Origin of the sequence: Actinomadura citrea (assembly GCF_013409045.1) — a bacterium.
Taxonomy (GTDB): domain Bacteria; phylum Actinomycetota; class Actinomycetes; order Streptosporangiales; family Streptosporangiaceae; genus Spirillospora; species Spirillospora citrea.
Window position 1 is genome coordinate 2,907,651 of record NZ_JACCBT010000001.1, and the last position, 24,666, is coordinate 2,932,316.

The 24,666-nt window shown below is 74.4% G+C and carries 22 protein-coding genes and 1 pseudogene; 16 read left to right on the forward strand and 7 right to left on the reverse strand.

Annotated features, from left to right (window positions below; translation table 11 throughout):
• The first annotated feature begins 260 nt into the window (after positions 1–260).
• The 3 genes from ggt to BJ999_RS13715 all read left to right on the forward strand — a co-directional run bounded on the left by ggt (position 261) and on the right by BJ999_RS13715 (position 3,536).
• On the forward strand, positions 261–2,168 hold the full coding sequence (gene ggt, locus BJ999_RS13705; protein ID WP_229809885.1) for a gamma-glutamyltransferase: 1,908 nt from the start codon (positions 261–263) through the stop codon (positions 2,166–2,168).
• A 52-nt stretch (positions 2,169–2,220) separates the two neighbouring features.
• Complete coding sequence (cutA, locus tag BJ999_RS13710; protein WP_179833660.1) at positions 2,221–2,583, forward strand: divalent-cation tolerance protein CutA; 363 nt, start codon at positions 2,221–2,223, stop codon at positions 2,581–2,583.
• Positions 2,584–2,669: 86 nt separating this feature from the next.
• Positions 2,670–3,536 carry an oxygenase MpaB family protein gene (locus BJ999_RS13715; protein WP_229809886.1) on the forward strand — a complete coding sequence of 289 codons (867 nt, stop codon included), beginning with the start codon at positions 2,670–2,672 and terminating at the stop codon, positions 3,534–3,536.
• Between the two features lie 3 nt (positions 3,537–3,539).
• Here the strand turns inward: BJ999_RS13715 and BJ999_RS13720 are convergent, their stop codons facing one another.
• Complete coding sequence (locus BJ999_RS13720) at positions 3,540–5,081, reverse strand: MDR family MFS transporter (protein ID WP_179833661.1); 1,542 nt, start codon at positions 5,079–5,081, stop codon at positions 3,540–3,542.
• A gap of 114 nt (positions 5,082–5,195) precedes the next feature.
• On the opposite strand from BJ999_RS13720, the gene BJ999_RS13725 reads away from it, so the two are divergent.
• Positions 5,196–5,726 carry a MarR family winged helix-turn-helix transcriptional regulator gene (locus tag BJ999_RS13725; protein ID WP_229809887.1) on the forward strand — a complete coding sequence of 177 codons (531 nt, stop codon included), beginning with the start codon at positions 5,196–5,198 and terminating at the stop codon, positions 5,724–5,726.
• Between the two features lies 1 nt (position 5,727).
• On the opposite strand, the gene BJ999_RS13730 is transcribed toward BJ999_RS13725, so the two are convergent.
• From BJ999_RS13730 to BJ999_RS13750, 5 genes are all read right to left on the reverse strand, one after another.
• Positions 5,728–6,027 carry a metal-sensitive transcriptional regulator gene (locus tag BJ999_RS13730; protein ID WP_179833662.1) on the reverse strand — a complete coding sequence of 100 codons (300 nt, stop codon included), beginning with the start codon at positions 6,025–6,027 and terminating at the stop codon, positions 5,728–5,730.
• An 85-nt stretch (positions 6,028–6,112) separates the two neighbouring features.
• Positions 6,113–6,703 (reverse strand): histidine phosphatase family protein, encoded by a 591-nt coding sequence (locus tag BJ999_RS13735; RefSeq protein ID WP_179833663.1) that lies wholly within the window; start codon positions 6,701–6,703, stop codon positions 6,113–6,115.
• A 68-nt stretch (positions 6,704–6,771) separates the two neighbouring features.
• The gene (ald, locus tag BJ999_RS13740) at positions 6,772–7,887 is read right to left on the reverse strand and encodes an alanine dehydrogenase (protein WP_179833664.1); all 1,116 of its coding nucleotides are present in this window, start codon (positions 7,885–7,887) and stop codon (positions 6,772–6,774) included.
• A 165-nt stretch (positions 7,888–8,052) separates the two neighbouring features.
• A complete protein-coding gene (locus BJ999_RS13745; protein ID WP_229809888.1) occupies positions 8,053–9,219 on the reverse strand; it encodes a glycerate kinase in 1,167 nt (388 codons plus the stop codon).
• Positions 9,220–9,393: 174 nt separating this feature from the next.
• Entirely contained in the window at positions 9,394–10,839 is a 1,446-nt protein-coding gene (locus BJ999_RS13750; protein WP_179833665.1) for an NCS2 family permease, read from the reverse strand.
• Positions 10,840–11,038: 199 nt separating this feature from the next.
• On the opposite strand from BJ999_RS13750, the pseudogene BJ999_RS13755 reads away from it, so the two are divergent.
• The 9 genes and pseudogenes from BJ999_RS13755 to BJ999_RS13795 form a co-directional block, all read left to right on the forward strand.
• Positions 11,039–11,341 (forward strand): annotated as a pseudogene (locus BJ999_RS13755) (PucR family transcriptional regulator); the annotation flags it as partial.
• Positions 11,342–11,355: 14 nt separating this feature from the next.
• The gene (locus tag BJ999_RS13760) at positions 11,356–12,654 is read left to right on the forward strand and encodes a helix-turn-helix domain-containing protein (protein WP_179833666.1); all 1,299 of its coding nucleotides are present in this window, start codon (positions 11,356–11,358) and stop codon (positions 12,652–12,654) included.
• Positions 12,655–12,722: 68 nt separating this feature from the next.
• Positions 12,723–13,862, forward strand: a complete 1,140-nt coding sequence (locus tag BJ999_RS13765; protein WP_218935058.1) for a DUF5685 family protein — start codon at positions 12,723–12,725, stop codon at positions 13,860–13,862.
• A gap of 111 nt (positions 13,863–13,973) precedes the next feature.
• Complete coding sequence (locus BJ999_RS13770) at positions 13,974–14,612, forward strand: copper resistance CopC family protein (protein ID WP_179833668.1); 639 nt, start codon at positions 13,974–13,976, stop codon at positions 14,610–14,612.
• Positions 14,605–16,653 (forward strand): bifunctional copper resistance protein CopD/cytochrome c oxidase assembly protein, encoded by a 2,049-nt coding sequence (locus BJ999_RS13775; protein ID WP_179833669.1) that lies wholly within the window; start codon positions 14,605–14,607, stop codon positions 16,651–16,653. The genes BJ999_RS13770 and BJ999_RS13775 overlap by 8 nt, the downstream gene beginning before the upstream one ends.
• 58 nt (positions 16,654–16,711) lie before the next feature.
• Complete coding sequence (locus tag BJ999_RS13780; protein WP_229809890.1) at positions 16,712–17,944, forward strand: sensor histidine kinase; 1,233 nt, start codon at positions 16,712–16,714, stop codon at positions 17,942–17,944.
• Entirely contained in the window at positions 17,941–18,591 is a 651-nt protein-coding gene (locus tag BJ999_RS13785; RefSeq protein ID WP_179833670.1) for a response regulator transcription factor, read from the forward strand. Before BJ999_RS13780 ends, BJ999_RS13785 begins: the two co-directional genes overlap by 4 nt.
• A 17-nt stretch (positions 18,592–18,608) precedes the next feature.
• Positions 18,609–19,544, forward strand: a complete 936-nt coding sequence (locus tag BJ999_RS13790; RefSeq protein WP_179833671.1) for an LLM class F420-dependent oxidoreductase — start codon at positions 18,609–18,611, stop codon at positions 19,542–19,544.
• A 130-nt stretch (positions 19,545–19,674) separates the two neighbouring features.
• On the forward strand, positions 19,675–20,772 hold the full coding sequence (locus BJ999_RS13795) for a baeRF3 domain-containing protein (RefSeq protein WP_179833672.1): 1,098 nt from the start codon (positions 19,675–19,677) through the stop codon (positions 20,770–20,772).
• On the opposite strand, the gene BJ999_RS13800 is transcribed toward BJ999_RS13795, so the two are convergent.
• Complete coding sequence (locus tag BJ999_RS13800) at positions 20,766–21,854, reverse strand: hypothetical protein (RefSeq protein WP_179833673.1); 1,089 nt, start codon at positions 21,852–21,854, stop codon at positions 20,766–20,768. The genes BJ999_RS13795 and BJ999_RS13800 overlap by 7 nt on opposite strands.
• A gap of 153 nt (positions 21,855–22,007) precedes the next feature.
• On the opposite strand from BJ999_RS13800, the gene BJ999_RS13805 reads away from it, so the two are divergent.
• The 3 genes from BJ999_RS13805 to BJ999_RS13815 are packed head-to-tail and all read left to right on the forward strand — an operon-like array spanning position 22,008 to position 24,663.
• Positions 22,008–22,682, forward strand: a complete 675-nt coding sequence (locus tag BJ999_RS13805) for a response regulator transcription factor (protein ID WP_179833674.1) — start codon at positions 22,008–22,010, stop codon at positions 22,680–22,682.
• Positions 22,679–24,118 (forward strand): sensor histidine kinase, encoded by a 1,440-nt coding sequence (locus BJ999_RS13810; protein WP_179833675.1) that lies wholly within the window; start codon positions 22,679–22,681, stop codon positions 24,116–24,118. Before BJ999_RS13805 ends, BJ999_RS13810 begins: the two co-directional genes overlap by 4 nt.
• Entirely contained in the window at positions 24,115–24,663 is a 549-nt protein-coding gene (locus BJ999_RS13815) for a hypothetical protein (RefSeq protein ID WP_179833676.1), read from the forward strand. Before BJ999_RS13810 ends, BJ999_RS13815 begins: the two co-directional genes overlap by 4 nt.
• Positions 24,664–24,666: the final 3 nt, after the last annotated feature.

The window sequence follows — 24,666 nt, forward strand, 5'->3', positions numbered from 1 at the left end:
GGTTGTCGGATCCTGCCAAGCACCGCAGGTCGGCGACGTGTCGCAGCGGCTCACTCACGCTCGGCACAGGGAGGCCGAATCCCTTTCCGGTGGAGCGTTCCGAGCGAATACGCCTCATTTCCAATGAAGAAAGCGCTTAATGATCTTTGTGTCGTTCGGGCCCGCCGGGACCGGGCGCGACCGGGGTCGGCCGGTGCGGACGCTGGCGCGGGTTGAAGATCGGTGACAACGTAGGGGCGCCGCGTTCGTCTGGAGGTCCGGTGTTGCGCTCCTCGTCGCCCTCGCAAGCGTCCCCGTCCCGCCCGCCGGCGCCGCCGGGGCGATCGCGCAACCGGCGCCGCACGGCCGCCGTGGCCGCGCTGACGGTCGCCGCGTCCCTCACCGTCCCCGCCGCCGCGGGCGCCGCGCCCCTCACGGGGCCCGCGCCGGGGCACCCGGCCCCGCCGGCCAAGCAGGCGGTCGCGACCGGATTCGGCGGCGCGGTCTCCACCGTCGACCCGGACGCCAGCCGGACGGCCCTGGAGGTCCTCAGGCGCGGTGGCAACGCGATGGACGCGGCGGTCGCGTCGGCCGCGACGCTCGGGGTCACCGAGCCGTACGTGTCGGCCATCGGCGGCGGCGGCTACATCACGTACTACGACGCCAGGACGCGCCGCGTCTACGCGCTCGACGGCCGCGAGTTCGCGCCGGAGCGGATGCGCCAGGACTCCTTCGTCGACCCGGCGACGGGCAGGCCGCTGCCGTTCGACCAGGCCGTCACGAGCGGCCTGGGCGTCGGCGTGCCCGGCACCCTCGCCCAGTGGGACCTCGCGCTGCGCCGCTTCGGCAGCCGCGACCTCGGCACCCTGCTGCGCCCGGCGATCGGGGTCGCGGACCGGGGCTTCGTCGTCGACCAGGAGTTCCACGACCAGACCGCGGTGAACGAGGCGCGCTTCCGCGACATCGTCCCGACCCGCGAGCTGTTCCTGCCCGGCGGGAAGGTGCCCGAGGTCGGCTCGGTGTTCCGCAACCCCGACCTCGCCGGCACCTACCGGGAGCTGGCGAGGCGCGGCACGGACTGGTTCTACGAGGGCGGGCTCGGCAAGGAGATCGTCAAGACGGTCGCCAGGCCGCCGGTGGACCCGAAGGCGACCCGCGTCGTCCGCCCCGGCCTCATGGAGCGCTCCGACCTCGGCGCCTACCGGGCGGTGCCGCGCAAGCCCACCCACGTCCCCTACCGGGGGACGGACGTGTACGGCATGCCGCCGTCGTCGTCCGGCGGCTCCACGGTCGGGGAGGCGCTCAACATCCTCGGCAACTTCCGGCTCGACCCGCGCGACCCGGCCACGGCCCTGCACTACTACCTGGAGGCGTCCAAGCTCGCCTACGCCGACCGCGGCCGCTACGTCGGTGACGCCGACAAGGTGGACGTGCCTCTGGAGGAGCTGCTGTCCTCCGGGTTCGCCCGCGAGCGCGCCTGCCAGATCAGGCCGGACCAGGCCGCCCCCGCGCCGGTCGCCCCCGGCTCGCCCGACGGCCGCTACGAGCCGTGCGTCCCACCGGGGACCCAGACCAGGGCGCTGGCGTTCGAGGGCCCGCAGACCACCCACCTCGTCGTCGCCGACAAGTGGGGCGACGTCGTGTCCTACACGCTGTCGATCGAGCAGTTCGGCGGCAGCGGCATCACCGTGCCGGGGCGCGGGTTCCTGCTGAACAACGAGCTGACCGACTTCTCCTTCCAGCCCCCGGCGCCCGGCCAGGCGCCCGACCCGAACCTGCCCGGCCCGCACAAGCGGCCGCGCAGCAGCATGGCCCCGACCCTGGTGCTCAAGGACGGGCGCCCGCGGCTCGCGCTCGGCACGCCCGGCGGCTCGACGATCATCACCACCGTGCTGCAGATCCTGCTGAACCGCATCGACCTCGGCATGGACCTGCCCGCCGCGCTCGCCGCGCCGCGCGCCACCCAGCGCAACACCCCGCAGGTCTTCGCCGAGCAGGCGTTCATCGACCGGTACGGCCGCGACCTCGCCGCCCGCGGCCACCGGCTGGAGCCGTTCCCCGGCCCGCCGCAGGGCGTGATCGGCGCCGCGACCGGGCTGGAGTTCCTGCGGCCCGGGCTCGTCCAGGCCGTCGCCGAACCGACCCGCCGGGGCGGCGGCAGCGCGCTCGTCGTCCGTCCGGCCCGTTGACACTTGCCTACCCCGGGGCGTGCCCGGACGGCGAGCGGGAAGGAGTCGTGCCATGGCGCACTCATACGTGCAGGTGACGACCGCGACCGACTCACGCGCCGAGGCCGCCGAGCTGGCCCGCTCGGCGGTCGCCGAGCGGCTCGTGGCCTGCGCGCAGCTGGTGGGCCCGATCGCCAGCACCTACTGGTGGGAGGGCGAGATCGAGTCGGCGGAGGAGTGGATGGTGCTGTTCAAGACCTCCGCCGACCGGTTCGACGAGCTGGCCTCCCTGATCACCGAGGGGCACTCCTACGACACCCCGGAGATCATCGCGACCCCCGTGGTGGCGGGCAGCATGGACTACCTCGCCTGGATCACCGAGCAGACCGAGCCCGAGGAGCAGGACGAGGCGATCGCGGAGGACGACCGGGATTGATCGTGTGACGGCCGTCATGGCAGGGTAAGCCTTCGATTACGCGGCGCGGGCGGCGCGCCCGGCCGCGTCGGCGGAAGGCGGTCGAGGTGCACGAGGCGAGCGAGGAGAGGGCGGACCACGGGCTGTTCGGACCCGGCTCGGTGACCTGGCACGTCATGGGCGAGCCCGTGCTGATCGTCGGCGGGATCCGGGCGCTGCTGCTCCAGGCGCTGCACCCGCGCACGATGTGGGGGACCGCGCAGAACTCCGAGCTCATGGACCCCTCCGCGGCCTGGTCGCGGCTCGTCCGGACGGTCGAGTTCGTCCGCGTCCGCACCTACGGCACGCACGAGGAGGTCGAGCGGGTGGGCCGCCGCGTCCGCCGGCTGCACTCCAAGCTGACCGGCCTCGACATGCGCACCGGCGACACGTTCCCCGTCGACGACCCCGAGAACCTGCTGTGGGTCCACATGGGCGAGGTCGACTCCTACCTGGACGTGGCCCGCCGCGCCGGGGTGCCGCTGACCGCCCGCGACGCCGACGCGTTCGTGGACGAGCAGCGCCGCGCCGCCGCGGTCGTCGGCCTCGACCCGGCGGACGTGCCGGCCACCGTCGCGGAGATGCGGGACTACTACGCCGGCATGCGGCGGCAGATCTGGGCGTGCCGGGAGGCGCGCGAGGGGCTGCGCCGCATGTTCAGCCCGGCCGTGCCGCGGCCGCTGCTGCCGCTCAAGATCGCTGCGCCCGGCATCGGGGTGCTGGTCGTGTCGACGCTGCCGCGCTGGGCCCGCCGCATGTACGGGCTGCCGGGGCTGCCGACCTCGGACCTGGCCGCCACGGTGACGCTGAAGGGCCTCTACCGCACCACGCAGGTCGTCCCGGAGCGGTTCCGGTACTCGCCGGACGCCCGGCGGGCCAGGCGCCTCACGCGCGAGCACGAGACGGGCCTGGCCACCTGGTCGATCGCCTCCTGAGCCTCACCCCATCGGGGGAGCGTCCGGCACGGTGTCGCGCTCGTGGGCGCCGTGCCGCGGGAGCAGCAGCGCGGGCAGGATCAGCACGGCGGTGAGGACGAGCGCGATCCAGAACGTGTGCGCGAACGCGTCGGCCAGCTTGGGCGCGAGCTGCTCGCGGACCCGTTCGGGGATCTGCCCCACGCCGCCCCCGGCGCCGTCCCCGCCCGCCGCCTGCGGGAGGCGGTCACTGATCTGGCGGGACAGGACCACGGCGAGCAGCGCCGTGCCGACCGACCCGCCGAGCTGGACGATGATGTTCAGCGTGCTGCTGGCGCGCGACACCACCGCCCGGCTCAGCGTCGTCAGCGCCGCCGACATGGTGGGCATCATGGTGCAGCCGAGCCCGAGGCCCCGCACGTAGAGGGCGCCGCCGAGCAGCCAGTAGGAGGTGTCCGCCCCCACCGTCGCGAACGGGATGGTGCCGAGCACCAGGACGACGATGCCGACCGGGACGATCCGCCCGGCGCCGAGCTTGTCGGTGACCACCCCGGCGAGCGGCATCGCGGTCGCGGCGCCGAGGCCCTGCGGGGCGAGCAGCAGGCCGGCCGCGAACGCCCCCTCGCCGCGGGCGGTCTGGTAATACAGCGGGATCAGCAGCATCGAGCCCATCAGTGCGATGCCGACGAAGAACACGGCGACGGCGGCGGTCGCGAACGTCCGGTCGGCGAACAGCCGCACGTCGATCAGCGCCCGTCCGCGGCGCCGCAGGCTGTGCAGCGCGAACAGCGCGATCAGGACCACCCCGCCGACCAGCCAGGCGATCGTGGACGGGCGGCCGAAGCCGCCGTTGCTGCTCGCCGTGGACAGGCCGTAGATGAGCAGGACGAACCCGGGGGGCAGCAGGAGCAGCCCGCGCAGGTCGATCCGTGGGGCCGTGTGCTCCCCGTGGTCGTGCGGCACCTTCCACCACGCGAGCGCGAAGGCGAGCGCGCCGACGGGCAGGTTCACGAAGAAGATCCAGCGCCAGTCGACGTCCTGGACCAGCCAGCCCCCGAGGACGGGGCCGAGCACCGGCCCGAGCAGCATCGGGACGCCGACGATGCTCATGATCCGGCCCATCCGGCGCGGCCCGGCCGCCATCGTCAGGATGGCCATGCCGGTCGGCATCAGCATGCCGCCGCCGAGCCCCTGCACCACCCGGAAGACGATCAGCGACTCGATGTTCCAGGCCGCGCCCGACAGGGCCGACCCGAGGACGAAGAGCACGATCGAGGTCATCCACACCCGGCGCCCGCCGAACCGGTCGACGGCCCAGCCGGTGAGCGGGATGACGGTGCCCATCGCCAGCATGTAGCCGGTGATGACCCACTGGATCGTCGACAGGCCGGTATCGAAGTCGCGGCCGAGCGTCTCCAGCGCGACGTTGACGATCGTGGTGTCGAGGATCGCCATGAGGGTGCCCGACACGATGACCAGGCCGAGGACGATCGTCTGCCGGTCGAGCCGTTCGCCGGCCCCCGCGCCCGCGGGCGGCGCCACTCTCGTGGCCGGGCTTTCGCTCATGGTCGGCCCCCTCGCGTCGAGTCCCGGTCGTGCCGCGTCCCGTCGGCCAAGGCGGGAAACGCCTTGAAGTTCAACATTTTGCAGTGCATCACGAAATGTGTTGAACTTCAAGATATGTCCGAGGAAGGGATCGGTGCCGCCGCGTCGGTCGACGCCGACCTGGAGACGATGATCCAGCTCCTGGGCCGCTTGGTCCGCGGCCTGAAGGGCGGCCGCGAGGACGCCGAGGAGCTCATCGGCGAGGTGCGGGCCGCGGGGCTCGGCCCCCGGCACGTCCCGGCGCTGATGCAACTCGTCCTGCACGGCCCGGTGCCGGTCGGCGTGCTCGCCGGGCACATGTCGCTGAGCCCGGCCACGGTGAGCCAGCTGGTCGGGGAGCTGGAGCGGGGCGGCTTCGTCGAGCGGCGCCCGGACGAGCGGGACCGCCGGCGGATGATCATCAGCCTGAGCGAGCGGCACCGCGAGGTGACCGAGCGGTTCGCCTGGCGGCGGCTGCGGCCGCTGCGGGTCACGCTGGAGACGCTCACCCCCGAGGAGCGGGCGCGGTTCCTGCACGGGTGGCGCGTCCTCGTCGAGACCATGGAGCGCGCGGAGCCGGAGGCCTCGCGGGAGCGCGGCCCCGGGAGCGGCTGCCCGGGCGGGTGACTCAGCCGCGGCGCATGAGCCGCCCGACGGCCGCCATCAGCTCGGTCGACATCGCCTCGCCCTTGCCCTCCTCGGCGCCCTCGGCCACGCAGTGCCGGACGTGGCCGTCCAGCAGGCCGAGCGCCACCTTGTCCAGCGCCGCCTGGATCGCGCTGATCTGCGTGAGGATGTCGATGCAGTAGCGGTCCTCCTCGACCATCCGGTCGATGCCGCGCACCTGGCCCTCGATGCGGGCGAGCCGCGTCTGCAGCTGGTCCTTCGTGGCCGTGTATCCGCGGGTGGGGGTCTCGCTGGTCGCCATCTCCGTCCTCGCAATCCGTCGGGGGCGCTCGCCCGGGTACCCCTGGGGGACATCCCCCAACAGGTACCTTATGCGGTGGACGGCCTCAGGGTGCGGGCACGTTCCACGCGCTGACGACCGGCCGGTCGTGCTCGGAGCCCAGCGCCGACACGGTCCCGGTGTCCAGCGCGAACAGCCGCCCCCGCGCGGGCTCCAGGCCCAGCCACCGCGCCGTCAGCACCCGCAGGACGTGGCCGTGCGCGACCAGCGCGACGTCGCCGCCGGCGAGCAGCGGCCGCGCCCGCGCGAGGACCGCGTCCGCCCGCTCGCCGACCTGCTCGACGGTCTCGCCCGGATGGGCGGCGTCGCCCGGGACGACCCCGTCGTCCCACAGGAACCAGCCCGGCCGCTCCTCGCGGATCGCCCGGGTGCTGACGCCCTCGTAGCCGCCGTAGTCCCACTCCCACAGGTCGGGGTCGATCTCGTCCGTCCGCAGCCCGGCGAGTTCGGCCGTCCGCCGCGCCCGCTCCGCGGGGCTGACCAGCGTCCGCGCGAAGATCCGCCCGTCCAGCGCGCCGCGCAGCGCGCGGGCCTGCTCCTCGCCCCTCGGGGTCAGCGGCAGGTCCGTCCGCCCGGTGTGCCGCCGCGCCCGGCTCCACTCGGTCTCCCCGTGCCGCACCAGGATCAGTTCACCCATGCCCCGCTGTCTACCCGGCGGACCGCCCTCGAAGAACCCCGGAACGGGTGAGAGGACGGGGGAGGCCGTCAGCCGAGGATCGAGGTGAGGGGCGTGCGGGGGAGGCCGTGGGCCTCGGCGACGTGGTCGTAGACGAGCGCGCCGGCGTGGGCGTTGAGGCCGCGGGCGAGGGCGGCGTCGGCGTGCAGGGCCTGCCGCCAGCCCTTGTCGGCGATCTGGACGGCGTAGGGGAGCGTCACGCCGGTCAGGGCGTAGGTGGAGGTGTTGGGAACCGAGCCGGGCATGTTCGCGACGCAGTAGAACGTCGAGCCGTGCACCCGGTAGGTGGGGTCGGCGTGCGTGGTGGGCCGGGAGTCCTCGAAGCAGCCGCCCTGGTCGATGGCGATGTCCACCAGCACCGAACCGGTCTTCATCCGGGCCACCAGCTCGTTGGAGATCAGCTTGGGCGCCCGCGCGCCCGGGATGAGCACGGCGCCGATGACGAGGTCGGCGGCGAGGGCCTCCTGCTCGACCGTGTACGCGCTGGACACCAGCGTCCGCAGGCGGCCCTGGTAGACGGCGTCGATCTCGCGCAGCCGGTCCACGTCGACGTCCAGCACGGTGACGTCCGCGCCCATGCCGACGGCGATCTGCGCGGCGTTGAGGCCGGACACGCCGCCGCCGATGACGACGACCTTGGCGGGCGCGACGCCGGGCACGCCTCCGGGCAGGACGCCGCGGCCGCCGTTGAACGACATCAGGTTGTAGGCGCCGACCTGCGGCGCGAGCCGTCCGGCGACCTCGGACATGGGGGCGAGCAGCGGCAGGGAGCGGTCCGGGAGCTGGACGGTCTCGTAGGCGATCGCGGTGACGCCGGCCGCCAGGAGTGCGTCGGTGCACTCGCGGGACGCGGCCAGGTGCAGGTAGGTGAACAGGATCTGGCCCTGGCGCATCCGGTGGTACTCGGGCGCGACCGGCTCCTTCACCTTGAGGATCAGCTCGCCCTCGGCCCAGACCTCGTCCGGGCCGTCGAGGAGCTTGGCGCCCGCGGCGGCGAAGTCGTCGTCGGGGATCGCCGAGCCCGTCCCGGCGCCGCGCTCGACGAACACCTCGTGGCCGTGCCGGGTGAGCTCGTGCGCCCCCGCCGGGGTGATCGCCACCCGGTATTCGTGGTTCTTGACCTCGCGTGGGACACCGATCTTCACCGGGAGCTCCTCCGTCAACGCTGACCAGGACGTACGCCTCCAGCGTGCGGGGCGGGGACGAGGCCCGGCTATGCGCACTGTGCCAAGGCATCGGCCCTTTCGATGACACAGTGTAAAGAGCGCCTCAAGGCCGCCCGGAGAGCGCGGCCGTTGGAGCGGTCCGGGCTACGGGGGGCCCGGGGGGAGCCACTCGTCGGCGATCGCGACCGTCAGCTGCTCCAGCAGCGGGCCCGCACGCCGGACGCGGCGCTCGTCGTCCGGCTCGATGTCGGCCAGCGCGTACGCCGCCTGGATCCGGGCCTTGCGCAGCTGCTCGCCGGTGAGGCTCCGGCGGCCGGCCACCGCGACGACCGGCGCACCCGCGCGCGCGGCGGCGCGGGCGACGTGCACCGGCGCGCTGCCGCGCAGCGACCGGGTGTCCAGGACGCCCTCCCCGGTGACGACCAGGCGCGCCCCGCGCGCCTTCGCGGCGAAGCCCAGCAGGTCGAGCATCAGGGCCGGGCCGGGCTCGATCGTCGCGCCGAGGAAGGTGAACGCGGCGAACCCGACGCCGCCCGCCGTCCCGGCGCCGGGCAGGTCGCGGGCCGCCTTGCGGGCCGCCGCCTCGGCCAGGTCGGCCCAGCGGCGCAGGCCCGCGTCCAGCAGCCGCACCTCGTCGCGGTTCGCGCCGCGGCGCGGTCCGTCCACCGCGGCGGCGCCGGTGCGGCCGAGCAGCGGCCCGGCGGAGTCGCCCGCCACCACCACCTCGATGCCGGACATATCGGGAAGGCCGCGCAGGTCGAGGGCGTGCAGCGAGCGCAGCGCCGCGCCGCCGGGAGGCAGGTCCTTGCCGAGCGCGTCCAGCAGCCGCCCGCCGAGCCCCTGGACGAGGCCCGCGCCGCCGTCGGTGCACGCGCCGCCGCCGAGGCCGAGGACGATCCGCCGCGCGCCGAGCCGGACGGCGTGCGCGAGCAGCTGCCCCGTCCCGACGCTGGAGGCGGTGAGCGGGCGCGGCCTGCCGCCGGGCAGCCGCCGCAGCCCGGACGCCTCCGCCAGCTCGACCACCGCGCTGTCGCCGTTCAGCGCCAGCCGCGCCGTCACCGGACGGCCGGTCGGCCCGCACACCTCGATCTCGACGCGCCGCCACCCGGCCGCCACGGCGGCCTCGACGGTGCCGTCGCCGCCGTCGGCCACGGGCAGCTCCACCAGCGCGACGCCGGGGCGTGCGCGGCGCAGCCCGGCGGCGAGATGCCGCGCGGCCCGCGCCGCGGTCAGCGCTCCCGGGAACCTGTCAGGCGCCAGCAGGACGTGACCTGGCGGGGACGGGTGGGAGGGAGAGTCCGCGGACGCCACAGCCACGCCTTTCACGCCGGGGGGTAAGGCCCTACCTTCTGCTTACGTCATGCCGGCACTATTTGACACCCGCAACCGCCTCCGAGACCTACAAACGGGCGAGTTCTGTCGCGGAGTGGTCACCGTGCGTCCGTGTTTCCCCGGGGTCGCCCGCGCGCGGACGGTCGTGCGGGCTCAGGCGACGCCGAGCCACTCCTCGATGGGGTGGATGGCGAAGAAGGCCACGAACAGGGCCGCCACGATCCAGAGGGCGGGGGAGATCTCGCGCACCTTCCCGCGGCTGGCCTTGATGACCACGTAGCCGACGATGCCCATGCCCAGGCCGGTGGTGATCGAGAAGGTGAACGGCATCAGCACGATGGTGAGGAACGCCGGGATCGTGATCTCCAGGTCGGTCCAGTCGATCTTGGCGACCTGGGTCATCATCAGCGCGCCGACCACGACCAGCGCGGGCGCCGCTGCCTGTGCGGGGACGGTCGCCGCCAGCGGGGTGAGGAACAGCGTCACCGCGAACAGCGCGCCCGTGGCGATGTTGGCCAGGCCCGTGCGGGCGCCCTCGCCGACGCCCGCCGCCGACTCGACGAACACCGTGTTCGCCGAGGAGCTGGTCAGGCCGCCGAACGCGGCGGACAGCCCGTCCACCGACAGGATCCGGCCGAGCCGCGGCACCTCGCCCTTCTCGCTCACCAGGCCCGCCTCGTCGCTGATCCCGAGGATCGTGCCCATCGCGTCGAAGAACCCCGACAGCACCAGCGTGAACAGGACGACCAGCGCGGTGATGACCCCGGCCCGGCCGAACCCGCCGAACAGGGAGATCTCCCCGAACAGCCCGAAGTCCGGGGCGGCGAACAGCTTGTCGGGCATGTCCGGGGTGACCACGCCCCAGCCGCCCTGCTTGACGGAGGCGTTCTCCTGGATGACCACGGCCCCGATCGTCCCGGCCACGATGCTGATCAGGATCGCGCCGGGCACCCGCCGCACGTAAAGGACGATCATCAGCAGCAGGGTCGCCGCGAACACCAGCGTGGGCCACGTCTCCAGCCGGCCGCCGGTGCCGAGGGACAGCGGCGGGCTGGTGGCACTGGAGGTGACGAACCCGGAGTCGTAGAGGCCGACCAGCGCGATGAACGCGCCGATCCCGACCGCGATCGCGTGCTTGAGCGCCAGCGGGATCGAGTTCATGATCCGCTCGCGGACGCCGGTGACCGCCAGCAGCACGATGACCGCGCCCTCGATCACCACGAGGCCCATCGCCTGCGGCCAGGTCATCACCGGCGCCGCCTGGAAGGCCACGACCGCGTTGATGCCGAGGCCCGCGGCGAGCGCCAGCGGCGCGTTCCCGACCAGGCCCATGATCACGGTGGTGACCGCGGCGGACAGCGCCGTCATCGTGGTGAGCTGCGGGATCGACAGGGTCGCCCCGGTGACGTCCTTCGCCCCGCCGAGGATGAGCGGGTTCAGCAGGATGATGTAGGCCATCGCGAAGAACGTGGTCACGCCGCCGCGCAGCTCGCGCGGGACGGTGGTGCCGCGTGCGGTGAGTTCGAACAGCCGCTCCAGCGGCCCGCGCCCGCTCGCCGGTGGTGAATCGTCGGCCGGTCCGGCCGTGGTCTTGGACATGACGGGCGCTCCGCTTTCAGCAGCATGGTGTTCGGAAACGGCGTGCACAGGGTAACCGTCCGGGACCCCGGAGAGGTCCGCGGGATCCGCGGAGGGGAGTTGCCGGGACGTGATTCCCGGCCTTCGCAGCGTGACGGGGGCGATGCGTCACCTATAGCCTGCCCTGGTGCGAATGCGAGACTCCGCCGGGGTGACGGCCCTGGACTCCTACGCGTGGCTGCTGGCGTCCGTCCCGGAGCGGACGCGGTCGTCGTTCCGCGCGCGGATGCTCGGCCCCCTGGAGGAGTACGACACCACCAGGCAGGCCGATCTCGTGCACACGCTGGAGGTATTCCTGTCCTGCTCGGGTTCCTGGAACCGCACCGCGACGCGGCTGCACGTCCATGTGAACACGCTTCGGTACCGAATCCGGCGAATCGAGGACCTCACCGGCCGGGATCTCGGCAGACTTGAAGACCGAGTCGATTTCTTCCTCGCCCTGCGCGCGGCGAGCACCTTGTAGGCGGTGGTCACACGATGGATCGCGAGACACTGGGGCAGCGGATTCGCGCTCTGCGGATCCGGCAGGGCGTGAGCCAGGCGCAGCTCGCCTTCCCCGAGCTGTCCGACAGCTACATCTCGCTGATCGAGAGCGACAAGCGGGTGCCGGCCCCGAGCGTCGTCGACCTGCTGGCGGCGAAGCTGAACTGCTCGGCGACCTACCTCGTCAGCGGCGTCAGCGAGGACGTCGTGGACGAGCTGCGCGTCACCCTCGACTACGCCGAGATCGCGCTCAGCAACGGCGCGGCGGCCGAGGCGCGGGCCCGGTTCGCCGAGGTGCTCGCGAGCGCCGACGCGGTCGCGCTGCCCGAGATGCTGCACCAGGCCCGCTGGGGCCACGCGCTCGCGCTGGAGGCCGCGGGCGAGCTGGAGGAGGCGATCGCCGAGCTGACGGCGCTGACCGAGCAGGCGTCCGCCGAGGCCGACCTCGACCACTGGGCCAAGGTGCACGTCGCGCTGAGTCGCTGCCTTCGCGAGCGCGGCGACATCAGCGCGGGCGTGGAGGCCGCCGAGACCGCGCTGCGGCACCTCGTCGCCACCGGCGCCGACTCCACCGACGCCGCCGTGGACCTCGGTGCGGCGCTGCTGTCGGCGTTCATCGAGCGCGGCGACCTCGTCCGGGCCCGCCAGCTGGCCGCCCAGCTCGTCGAGCGCGCCGAGCGGATCGGCAGCCCCCGCGCCCGCATGGTCGCCTACTGGGAGGCCGCCTACGTCGCGGAGATCCGCGGCGAGTACGACGACGGCGTCGCGCTCGCCGAGCGGGCCCTGATGCTGGCCGGCGACGGCGAGGACCCCCGCAACCTCAACCGGCTCCGCGTCATCTACGCCGGCCTGCTGCTGCGGGCCAAGCCCGACCAGGCCGCCCGCGCCCGCGAACTGCTCGCCCGGGTGCGCGGCGAGATCAGCGCCAGCTCCTCCGGCGAGATCGACGTGGCCTGGTGCCTGACGGAGCTGGCCCGCGCCGAGACCGCGCTCGGCCGTCCCGCCGAGGCGGTGGCGCTCGCCGAGGAGGCTCTGGACCTGCTCGGGGACGCCCCTCGCCGCGCCACCGCCGGTGCCCTGACCGTGCTCGGTGAGGCGTCGGTGCGGCTCGGCCGGCACGACCGCGCGGTCGAGGTGCTGACCCGGGCCGCGACCTGCCTGGAGGAGATGGAGTCCTCCCGGGAGGCCGCGCAGGCGTGGTTCGACCTCGCCGAGGTGCTGGCCGGGACGGGGACCTCCGACGGGCCCCGCATGGCCGCCTACCGCCGCGCCCTGACCTGCGTGGGGGTCTGATCGGACCGTTCCGGCCGAACCGTTCCGCGCTCCGCCGCGTCCATGAATAATGCTGCGATCGGCGTGAGATGGGGGAGTTGTTCGTGTTCGGTGTTGTTCGACCCTGCCGTCATGTTCTGTGCGGGTCCCTGTTCAAGGACTGGATGGCCCACCTGTGCGGGCTGTGCCTGACGCTCCGGGCCGAGCACGGCCAGGCCGCGCGGCTCGTCACCAACTACGACGGCCTGCTCGTGTCGGTGCTGGTGGAGGCGCAGGCGCCGGAGCTGTCGCCGCGCCGCAAGGCCGGGCCGTGCGCCCTGCGCGGGATGAAGACCGCCGAGGTCGTCACCGCGCGGGCGCAGGGCGCGCAGCTCGCCGCGGCCGCGTCCCTGCTGCTCGCCGCCGGCAAGACCCGCGACCACGTGGCCGACGGCGACGGGCCGTACGCGCGGCGCCTCGTCGCCGCCGCGGCCGGGCGGATGGCCGACCGGTGGGACGCCGCGGGCGGCCGCACGGGCGCCGCCGTCGGGTTCGACCCGGCGGCGCTGCGCGACGCGGTCGCCCGGCAGCCGCTCCTGGAAGCGGCCCCCGGCCTCGGGCTCCTCGACCTGACCGAGCCCACCGAGACCGCCGTCGCCGCGGTGTTCGCGCACACGGCCGTCCTCGCGGGCAGGGAGGGCAACGCCGAGACGCTCGCCGAGGCGGGCCGCTTCTTCGGGCGCCTCGCCCACCTCATCGACGCCGTCGAGGACCTCGCCGAGGACGAGGCGGCGGGCGCGTACAACCCGCTCCTCGCGACCGGCACCACCCTCGACGAGGCCCGCCGGCACGCCGACGGCGCGCTCCACGGGCTGCGGCTCGCGCTCGCCGAACTGGAGATGGAGAGGCCGCGCCTCGTCCGGGCCCTGCTGGAACGCGAGGCGGGCCGCTCGGTCGAGAGCGCCTTCGCCGCCCCCGCGAACCTGGCCAGGCGGGGGCCCCGGCCCCCGCGCCCCGGCTGGCCGATCCCGTGCTTCACCGGGACGCTGGTCTGCGTCAGCTGCGGGATCTTCCAGCCCGAGTGGAGCGATCACCACGGGGACTCGTGCGGCGACCGCTGCTGGTGCACCCGGCACGCCGACGGCTGCGACGGCTGCGACGGAGGCTGCTGCGACTGCTCCGGATGCTGCGACTGCTGTGATTGCTGCGACTCGTGCGACTGCTGCGACTGCGACTGCGGATGCAACTGACCGGCGGCGCTTCTTCCGGTTCGCGCCATCGCGCGACCCGGGACGTGTCATGGTGGCGGGCTCAGTAGGGTAGACGGAGCCCTTCGACTCACCTAGAGAACCCGGCCCTCCATGAACATGCTCAAGTCCCGCCGGCCCCTGCGCCGCCTCGCTCTGATCGCCGCAGCCGCGCTCGCCTTCGGCGCCGCCACCGCGCCGCCCGCGATGGCGCACACGAAGCTGGTCGGCAGCACACCCGAGAAGGGCAAGGCGGCGGACGCGGTCACCGAGGTCACGCTGGTCTTCAGCGACGAGATCAGCGTGGCGAAGGTCGTCGTCAGCGACGGGAAGAAGAAGGAGTTCCAGGCGGGCGCGGCCGAGCGCGCCGGGACCAAGGTCACGCAGAAGCTGTCCGGCCCGCTGCCCGCCGGCTCCTACACGGTCGCCTACCGGGTCGTCGGCGAGGACGGGCACCCGATCGAGGGCGACGACCTGGCGTTCAGCGTGACCGGGAACGGCGCCCCGCCGGCCGCCTCGTCCGCCCCCTCCGCCGGCGGGGTCGGCGCCGAGGAGCAGACGGGCCCGGCCGCCAACACCGACGAGCAGCCGCTCAAGGCCGACCAGCAGCAGACCGCGGCCGAGGAGGACTCCGGCTCCGGGATGCTCCTGTGGGTGCTGATCATCGCGGGCCTGCTCGTCGGCGTCGGCATCGGGGTGGTCATCGTGTTCCGCGCCAAGCACAAGCACCCGGCGGCATCCGGCGGTGAGTAGGGGGAGCCTGGCCGTCTGGTGGGCGGGGGCGGCCGCCCTGGCCGCGTGCGCCGCCCTGCTGGTGGCCGGGCTCGTCCTCGGTGGCTCGGTCACCGAGAAGGTCATCCCCGGCCTCGGCGACGCCGGCGCCCTCACCCGGTGGGGGCTGCCGGTCTCCCGGGCGGCGATGGACCTGCTCTCCGCCCTGACCGTCGGCGCCCTGCTCGCCGCGGCCGCGTTCCTTCCCGTCGAGGGCGGGCGCGCCGCGCCGCGGTTGTCCGGGGACGCCGTCGGCTACCTGAACGCCGCCTCCTGGATCGCCGCGGCCTGGGCCGCCGCCGCGGCGGCCACGCTGGTGTTCACCGTCGCGGACGTGCTCGGCCAGCCGGTCGGCGACGTCCTCACCGGCAGCGAGCTGAGCAGTTATGTCGGCTCGCTGCCGCAGGGCACCGCCCTCATGATCGTGGTGCTGCTCGCCGTCGTGGTGGCGCTGCTGGCCCGCACCACCACCACGCCCGCCGCCGCGTTCGGGCTGCTCGCCCTGGCCGGGATCGCGCTGCTGCCCGCGCCGCTCACCGGGCACTCGGCCTCGGCCGCCAACCACTCCACCGCGACGACCGGCGTCGCCCTGCACGTCGCCGCGGTCGCCCCGTGGGTCGGCGGGCTCGCCGTCGTCTGCGCCCACGCGCTGCTGCGCCGCGACCGGCTGCCGCTCGTGGCGGAGCGGTTCAGCCGGATGGCCGCGTGGTGCTACGTCACCGTCGGCGCCAGCGGCCTGGTGAACGTGATCGCCCGGCTGCCGGACCCGCGGGAGATGGTCGAGACCGACTACGGGCGGCTCGCGCTCGGCAAGATCATCGCATTCTGCCTGCTCGGCTGGTTCGGCTGGTGGCACCGGACCCGGACGCTGCCCGCGGTGGCGGACGGCAGGCCGGGGATGTTCGCCCGGTTCGCGTCCGTCGAGGCCGCCGTGATGGGCGCCACCATGGGCCTGGCCGTCGCGCTGGCCCGGACCGCACCGCCCGCGCCGGCCGAGCCGGAGTCCGCGGTCAAGTCGCTGCTCGGCTACGACATGCCCCCGCAGGTCACCCCGGTGCGGCTGCTGACGCTGGGGCAGTTCGACCTGTTCTTCGCCGCCCTCGTCGTCGTCCTCGGCGGGCTCTACCTCGCCGCCGTCGTCCGGCTGCGGCGGCGCGGCGACTCCTGGTCCTGGGGGCGCACCGCGTCCTGGCTCATCGGGCTCCTGACGATCGTGGCCGTCACGCAGACCGGTGTCGCCAGGTACGCGCCGATCCTGTTCAGCGTGCACATGGCGCAGCACATGGTGCTGAACATGCTGACGCCGATCTTCCTGGTCGTCGGCGCGCCGGTGACGCTGGCGCTGCGGGCGCTCAAGCCCGCCCGCGTGCGCGGCGACCGCGGCCCGCGCGAGTGGCTCACCGCGGTGCTGCACAGCCGGTACCTCGCGGTCATCGCCCATCCCGCGGTCGCCACGCTCATCTTCGTGGTGAGCACGTTCGTGCTGTACTTCACGCCGCTGTTCGAGACCGCGATGCGCAACCATCTCGGCCACATCGCGATGACCGTCCACTTCCTGGCCAGCGGCTCCCTGTTCTTCTGGGTGCTGCTCGGCGTCGACCCGGCGCCGCGCAAGCTGCCCTATCCGGCCCGCCTCCTGCTGCTGTTCGTCACGATGCCGTTCCACGCGTTCTTCGGCATCGCCCTGATGAACATGAGCCAGGCGCTCGCGCGCGGCTGGTACACCGCGGTCGACCCGCCGTGGGGCACCACGATCCTGCACGACCAGCACACCGGCGGCGCCATCGCGTGGGGCTTCGGCGAGGTGCCGACGTTCATCGTCCTGATCGTGCTGGCCTTCCAGTGGTACTTCCACGACCAGCGGCAGGCGCGGCGCATGGACCGCAAGGCCGACCGGGCCGCGAAGGCCGGGGGGCGCCCCGAGGACGACGAGCTCGCCGCGTACAACGCGCGCCTGGCCAGGCTCGCCGAGCGCGACCGCGCCGCCGGGGAGCGCGCGGCCGGGGAGAAGGACAAGGCGTGAGCGCGCTCTCCCCCGCGCGGGGGAGTGGGCGCGCCACCGGTTCTGTCAGGATCGGAACGTGCTCCGCGTGCTCCGCCCGCTGATCGAGCGGACGACCTGGCGGCGCTGGTCCCACCTCGTCGTGGGCGGCGCGCTGCTGATGCCGTACTGGTTCCTCGCGATCAGCCTGATCCCGCTGCTGCCGGTCGGCAACGACCTCGTCAAGGCCGTGCTGATGCTGGTCGTCATGCCGGCCGTGGCGACGTTCGTGACCGGGCTCGTGCCGACGGTGCGGCTGCTGGAGAGCTCGCTGGCCAAGGAACTGCTCCGGGGCCCCGCGACCGCGCTCGCGCCCGGCTCGGCGGGCTCCTGGGAGAGCCGCGGCCGCGCCGCGGCGTGGTTCACGCTGCACCTCGGCACGGGCGTGGTGGTCAGCGGGCTGAGCCTGGCCCTCCCCCCGGCCGCCGTCGTGATGCTCCTCGCGCCGGTGGTGAGCTGGGACACCCGGTTCCTGGAGTCCTGGGGCTGGCAGGACGCCTGGCACCAGTGGCCCGCGCCGCTGATCGGGCTGGCGGCGCTGGCCCTGCTGCTCGCGGTGATCGTGGGGGCCGGCGCGCTGCTGGCCCGGCTGGCGCCGGTCCTCCTCGGGCCGTCCGCCGCCGAGCGGCTGGCCGGGATGCGGGCCGAGGCCGTCAGGCTCGCCGAGCGCAACCGGCTGGCGAGGGAGCTGCACGACTCGGTGGGGCACGCGCTCAGCGTGGTGACCCTGCAGGCGGGAGCTGCCGGGCGGGTGCTGGGCAGCGATCCGGAGTTCGCCCGCGAGGCGCTCGCCGCGATCGAGGACTCGGCCCGCGCCGCGCTGGAGGACCTCGACCACGTGCTCGGGCTGCTGCGCGACGACCGGTCCCGCCCGGCCCCGCAGGCGACGCTGAAGGACCTCGGGCGGCTGCTGGAACAGACGCGGATCGCCGGGGTCGCGCTGGACGCCGAGGTGGATCCGGAGGTGGAGCACGTCCCGGCGGCGGTGTCGCGGGAGGCGTACCGGATCGTCCAGGAGGGCCTGACGAACGCCCTCCGGCATGCGGGGAAGGTGCCGGTGCGGCTGCGGCTCGGCACCGACGGGGAGCGGCTGGAGGTCGAGATGACCAATCCGCTCGGCACGACCCGCGGCGAGGGCGCTGGCCATGGCGGCGGCCGCGGCCTCGGCGGGGTCCGCGAGCGCGTCACCGTGCTGCGCGGCGAGATGAGCGCCGGGGCCGACGGCGACCGCTGGCGTTTCCGCGTCTCGCTGCCGCTAAGGTCCGGGTCATGACGATCAAGGTTCTGCTGGTCGACGACGAGCGGCTGATCCGGGCGGGCCTCGCCGCCATCATCGACGCCGAGGACGACCTGGAGGTCGTCGGTGAGGCGTCCGACGGCACGGAGGTGCCGGGCGAGGTGCGGCGGCTGCGCCCCGACGTCGTGCTGATGGACGTGCGGATGCCGCGGCTCGACGGCATCCAGGCGACCCGCCACCTCCTCGCCACCGTCCCGGAGCCGCCGCGGATCATCGTCGTCACCACGTTCGAGAACGACGAGTACGTCTACGACGCGCTGAAGGCGGGCGCCAACGGCTTCCTGCTCAAGCGGACGCGGCCGGAGGAGATCCTGCAGGCGATCCGGATGGTCGCGCACGGCGACAGCCTGCTGTTCCCGGCGGCGATCCGGGAGCTGGCCGGGCGGCACGGCTCGTCCGGCGCCGGGGGCGCGGCCTGGCACGGCCGGCTCACCGAGCGGGAGGGGGACGTGCTGCGGCTGATGGCCAAGGGCCACTCGAACGCGGAGATCGCCGGTGAGCTCTTCGTGAGCCCGCAGACCGTGAAGACGCACGTCGGGAACATCCTCGCCAAGATGCAGGCCCGGGACCGGACCCAGGCGGTGATCTTCGCCTACGAGACGGCCTTCATCACGCCGGGGTGAGGTGGCAGGGTGACCGCATGAGGAACTTCCGCTTCGGGTTCAACGTCTTCGACATCGTCTCCCGCGACGATTTCGCCGAGCGGTGCCGGCGCGGCGAGCGGTACGGCTACGACGTCGCGCTCGTGCCCGACCACCTCGGCTCCCCGGCCCCCTTCCCGACCATGGTCGCCGCCGCGGACGCGACCGAGCGGCTGCGCGTCGGCGCCCTGGTGCTGAACGCCGGTTTCTGGAACGCCCACCTCCTCGCCCGCGAGGTCGCCACCGCCGACCGGCTCACCGGCGGGCGGGTCGAGCTCGGGCTCGGCGCCGGGCACATGAAGTGGGAGTTCGACGCGGCCGGGATCCCGTGGGAGCCGTTCGCCGCCCGTGTGGAGCAGATGACCGGGCTGGTCGAGGAGCTGGGCGGGCTGTTCGGCGGGGACGGCTACGAGCGGCACCGGCCGGTGGCCGAGTTCTTCGGGCTGGCCGAGCTGGCGCCCGTCCAACGCGCCGGGTTCGGCGGGTCGGGGCCGCCGCTGCTCGTCGGCGGCACCGGCGACACGGTCCTTCGGGCGGCGGCCCGTCACGCCGACATCGTGGGGATCGCGGGGGCCTACCAGATGAAGGGCGAGCCGCCGGGGACCTTCCGGCTGGGCACCGCCGAGGAGGCCGGCGAGCGGGTCCGGTTCGCCCGCGAGCACGCCGGCGACCGCGCGGAGCAGATCGAATGGAACGTGCTCGTCCAGCACGTGCAGGTGACCTCCGACCGGCGCGCCGAGGCCGGGCGGATGCGCGCCGAGCGACTCCCCTACATGACGGTCGAGGAGATCCTGGACACACCGTTCGTCCTGCTCGGGACGGAGGCGCAGATCGCCGAGCAGATCCGGGAGCGCCGCGAGCGGTACGGGTTCTCCTACGTCACGGTGCACTCGCCGTTCATGGACGTCCTCGGCCCGGTGATCGAGCGGGTCTGACGCGTCCCAGCGGCGGGGCGAGTCGGCGAGCGGGGGTCCCGTCCCGCAAATCGGACAGGGCTTACACCTCATTTACCTACAGCTCGCTAGAAAAGAGACAGAAAGGATGAAGCGCGACGATCGGGGGATCATGGACGCTGTCACCCTGTCCGGGCTGCGCAAGCCGAGGCCCTACCCCGCGGTGTCGGTGCTGATGCCGACGCACCGCTCCGCCCGGGACGGCCGGCAGGACCGCATCCGGCTGCGGAACCTGCTGGCGGAGGTGCGGCGCCGGCTTCACGACGACCCGAGGGTCGCGCCCGACGCCGCCGACCACATCGTCCGGGGGCTGGAGCGCGCCGCGGACGAGGTCGACCCGAGGCACGCCTCCGACGCGCTGGTGCTGTTCGCCGCCCCGCACGGCGAGCACCACGCGTTCACGATCGGCCAGCCCGTGGACGAGCGGGTGGTCGTCGACACCGGGTTCGCCACCCGCGACCTCGTGGCCGCCTTCACCCGCATGCCGCGCTACTGGCTGCTGTCCCTGTCGGACCACCGGACGCGGCTGTGGAGCGGCCTCGGCGCGGAGCTGACCGAGCACGCCCGCGGCGGCTTCCCCGTCGAGCCCGAGCCGATCGACGAGGCGGGGGCCGGACGGCAGGCGCGGCGGGCCGCGCAGGGCGGCGAGGGCGAGTGGCGCCGCCAGGCCATGCGGGACGTGGTGGCCGCCCTCGAACGCGTCCTCGCGCGGGACCGGCGCCCGCTGATCGTCGCCGGCGTCACCCGGCACCAGGCGGTCTTCGACGAGGTCGCCGGGCCGCACGTCACCGTGGCGGGACGCGTCGACGGCAGCTTCGAGGGCGCCTCGCCGAGCGCGCTCATCGAGGCCGCCCGGCCCGCGCTCGCCGCCTACGAGGACCTCCGCGAGGTCGGCGTGCTGTCGGAACTGGAGGCGGCGCGCAGCATCCAGCGGTACGCGGGCGGGCTGTGCGAGGTGACGGAACTGGTCGAAGAGGGGCGCGGCGAGCACCTGGTCGTCGAGCGCGGCTACTACGCGCCCGCGGTGCGGACCGAGGACGAGCTGATCCCGGTGGAGGGCGGGCCCGGCGTGCTCAAGGGCGCGGACGTCGTCGACGACGTCGTGGACCACGTGATCGAGACGGCGCTGGAGTACGGGGGCGAGGTCACGTTCGTCTCGGACGGCTTCCTCATCGACCACGACCGGATCGCGCTGGTGACGCGCTACTGACCCGCGCGCGGGCAGGACGGTGCGTGCCAGCTCACCCAGGACGACGCCCAGAACCGTCCCGCGTGCGGCCGCCAGCCCGCCGGATGCGCGGGCCAGGACGCCTCGGGCGGCGTCCCGTCCGGGAGGGGCACGACGACCGTGCACACGCCCGGGGCGGGCGGCCGTCCGGCGCGGACGTCGAAGGCGCCGAGGCGCGTCCACCACACGGGGTACATCAGCGCGGTCCTGACGGCCCAGCCGAGCGACGCGTCCGCGACGACCCCGCCCGAGGCCGGGCCGGGCAGCGGGGGCCCGGCCGGGACGCGCCGCGCGTGCGGCCCCAGCGCGAACGTCAGCGCCGCGAGGTTCACCCCGGCGAGCGCGACGGCCGTCAAGGCCGTCCTGTCCAGCCTGGACAGCACGAGCAGGCCGCCGAGCAGGGCGAGCGCCGCGAGTGCGGCCTCGTGCAGGTGCAGCGCGCCCCGGTCGGCGGTCAGGAACGTGACCTCGGGGAAGTCGAACCCGATGAAGACGTGGGTGCGGAGCCGCTCGCCCGCGTAGGCGGTGACCCACAGCGCGGCTCCCTCCAGCAGGAGCGCGCCCGCCGCCGCCAGGCGGATCGCCGGGCCCGTGGCGAGGCGCGCGAGCGCCGTGGCCCCGGCGAGGGCGTAGACCAGCGCCACGCACGCCAGGTAGCGGCCGTACGCGAAGTTGCCCACCCGGTGCTCGTCCGGCAGCGCGGCCGAGGAGGCGTAGGCGATGCCGCAGGTCGTGGCGAGCGGCACGCCCGCCATGATCCTGTCCGCCGCGGGCGTCCGCCGCCGCGCGAGGGCCGCCGCGACCGCCACCAGCCCGGCCCCCGCCAGCCCCCAGGTGGAGACGATCAGGTACCAGAGCTGCCCCGCCGCGCCCGAGAGCGCCCACTCCTGTCCCGGGAGCGCGGTCAGCCGGGACGTGAGGATCCCGGCGAGGTCCCGCGCGCCGCGCGGATACAGTTCGGCGCGGACGTGCGCGTTCAGCGCCGCGCCCGCCGCGTACCCGGCGACCGCGACCGCGCCCCCGGCCAGCGCGGCGCGGATCCTCCGGCGTCCGGGCAGAGCCATGCCCAGCAGGGCGGCGGCGTGGACGGCGGGGCGGGAGCAGCGCGAGCGACATGGGCCCCACCGTTCCGGCGGCCTGTCATGGTCTCGTGCCGGAGATGTCCGGATCTTGTGACACATCCCGATGGATGACCGAGGTCGGCCGATAATGACCGGGTGGCGAGCATTCTGTTCATCGAGGATGATCCGTCCGCCCGGGCGGCGCTGGAGCTGGCGCTGACCCGCCAGGGGCACGGGGTGACGTCCCGGGCCACGGGCGAGGACGGACTGGAGGCGCTGCGGGCGCGCCGCCCCGAGATCGCGATCCTGGACGTGATGCTGCCCGGCATCGACGGCATCGAGGTGTGCCGCCGCATCCGCCGGGAGGACCCGCTGCCGGTCATCCTGCTGACCGCGCGGGGCGACGACCTCGACATCGTCCTCGGCCTGGAGGCGGGCGCCGACGACTACGTGGTGAAGCCCGTCGAGCCCCGCGTCCTGGACGCCCGGATCCGCGCGGTCCTGCGCCGCGCCGACCAGACCCGCCTCGACCGGTCCGTCTACGGCGACCTCGTCATCGACCGGACCTCGCTGAAGGTCACCAAGGGCGGCGCCGACCTGCGCCTCACCCCGACCGAGCTGCGGCTCCTGCTGGAACTGGCGCGCCGCCCCGGCCAGGCCCTCACCCGCCGCCACCTGCTGGCGCAGGTCTGGGAGCACGACTATCCCGGCGACTCGCGGCTGGTCGACGCGTGCGTCCAGCGCGTCCGGGCGAAGATCGAGGACGAGCCCGCCGAGCCCCGGCTGATCGAGACCGTCCGCGGCTTCGGCTACCGGTTCGCGGCCCCGTGATCGGGCTTCGGGGGCGGCTCGCGGCGGCGTTCACCGCGGTCGCGCTGCTGGCCGCGCTCCTCGCGTCCGGCATCTCCTACGTCCTGCTCCGGCGCGTGATGCTGCAGCGCGCCCAGGACGCCGTGCTGACCGATGTCCGCAACGCCCTGGCCCGCCAGATCCCGCCCAGGCTGCCGCCCGACGTCACGGTCCTCGTCGCCGCCCAGTTGAGCGACACGCTGGGTTCGGCTCCCGGGCGGAAGGTGGCGGCGGTGCCGATGCCGCTGGACGGGAGCGCCGCGCTACCGGCTCTGGCCTCGCTGGACGTGCCGGTCACCGCCGAGTTCGCGCGGCGCGCGCGGCAGGGGCTGGTGTTCCGGCGTGTCGTCCGGCACGGCCGGCCGTACCTGCTCGTCGGCGGCCGCGTCACCGGCTACGAGACGACGACGGACGAGCCATGGCGCACGACGCCCCCGATGGTGTTCGTGTCCGCGAGCCTGAGCCGGGAGGCCTCCGACCTGGCCCTGTTCACGCGCACGCTGCTGGTCGCGGACGCCGCCGCGCTGGTGTCGGCCCTCGGGCTGGCGCTGCTGGCGACCCGCGGCGTCCTGCGCCCGGTGCGCCGCCTCGGCGCCGCCGCGCGGGCCCTCGGCGCGGGGGACTTCGGGACGCGCGTGGACGTGCGGGGCCGCGACGAGATGGCCGACCTCGCCCGCACCTTCAACCGCACGGCCGAGGCGCTGGAGCGGACGGTGACGGAGCTGCGCGCGATGGAGGCCGCGTCGCGCCGGTTCGTCGCCGACGTCTCCCACGAGCTGCGCACACCGCTGACCTCCATGATCGCCGTCACCGACGTGCTGGCCGAGGATGCCGGGCCGGGCGGGGACGGCGCGGCGGCGCTCGTCGCGGGGGAGACGCGGCGGCTCGGGCGGCTGGTCGAGCACCTGATCGAGATCAGCCGGTTCGACGCCGGCGCCGCGGCGCTCGTCGCGGACGAGGTGAACCTGGCCGACGCCGTCACCGCCACGCTGGCCGCGCGCGGGTGGCGGGACGAGGTGACCGTGGCCGGCCCGGCGGACCTGGACGTCCGGCTGGACCCGCGGCGGTTCGACGTCATCATCGCCAACCTGGTGGGCAACGCGCTCGAGCACGGCCGCCCGCCCGTGGCGCTGAACTTCGCCCGGGTGGAGCGCGGCGGCGTCGCGGGGGTGGAGGTCGTGGTCGCCGACCGGGGCCCCGGACTGCCCGACGATCTGGTCGCCGTGGTGTTCGACCGGTTCGTCAAGGCCGAGGCCGCCCGCTCGCGGAGCGAGGGCAGCGGCCTCGGGCTGTCGATCGCCAGGGAGAACGCCCTCCTGCACGGGGGAGGGTTGGAGGCCGGCAACGGACCGGACGGCGGTGCGGTGTTCACGCTCTGGCTGCCCGGGCCGTTCCCCGACGGAGGTGAGGCCCCGTGAGGCGGCGGCTCGCGTGGTGCGGAGCGGCGGCCGTGCTGGTCGCGGCGGCCGTCCTCCTGGTGGCCCTGGCGGCGAGGTTCCCGACCGGGCCCGGCATCCGGCCGACCGGGATCATCAGCGCGGGAGACCCGCCGCTCGCGGCGGGCGACGCCGAGACCATCACCGTCTACCTGGTCCAGGACGGGCGGCTGGTCCCGGTCGTGCGCCCGGGGCTCCCCGGCCACCCGTACCTTGCCCTCAGCCAGCTCGGGGTCCCGCTCACGTCACAGGAAGTGCGCAAGGGGCTCGCAACCGAGATTCCGGGCCCGGACGGCGTCAGCGCGGGGAAGGAGGGGCCGCAGGGCACGGTGGTCGTCGACGTGGTCGGCGAGGCCGACGGGACGAGGCCCGCCAGGCATTGGTCGCGCCTGGCCAGGGGACAGGTCGCGTGCACGGCGCAGGCCATCCCCGGAGTCAGCCGGGTCGTGCTCACCGGTGTCTTCAACGAGGAGAAGTCGGCCTGGGCGGTCGTGCGCTGCCGGGACTTTGACGATCTGATCCGCTGAGAG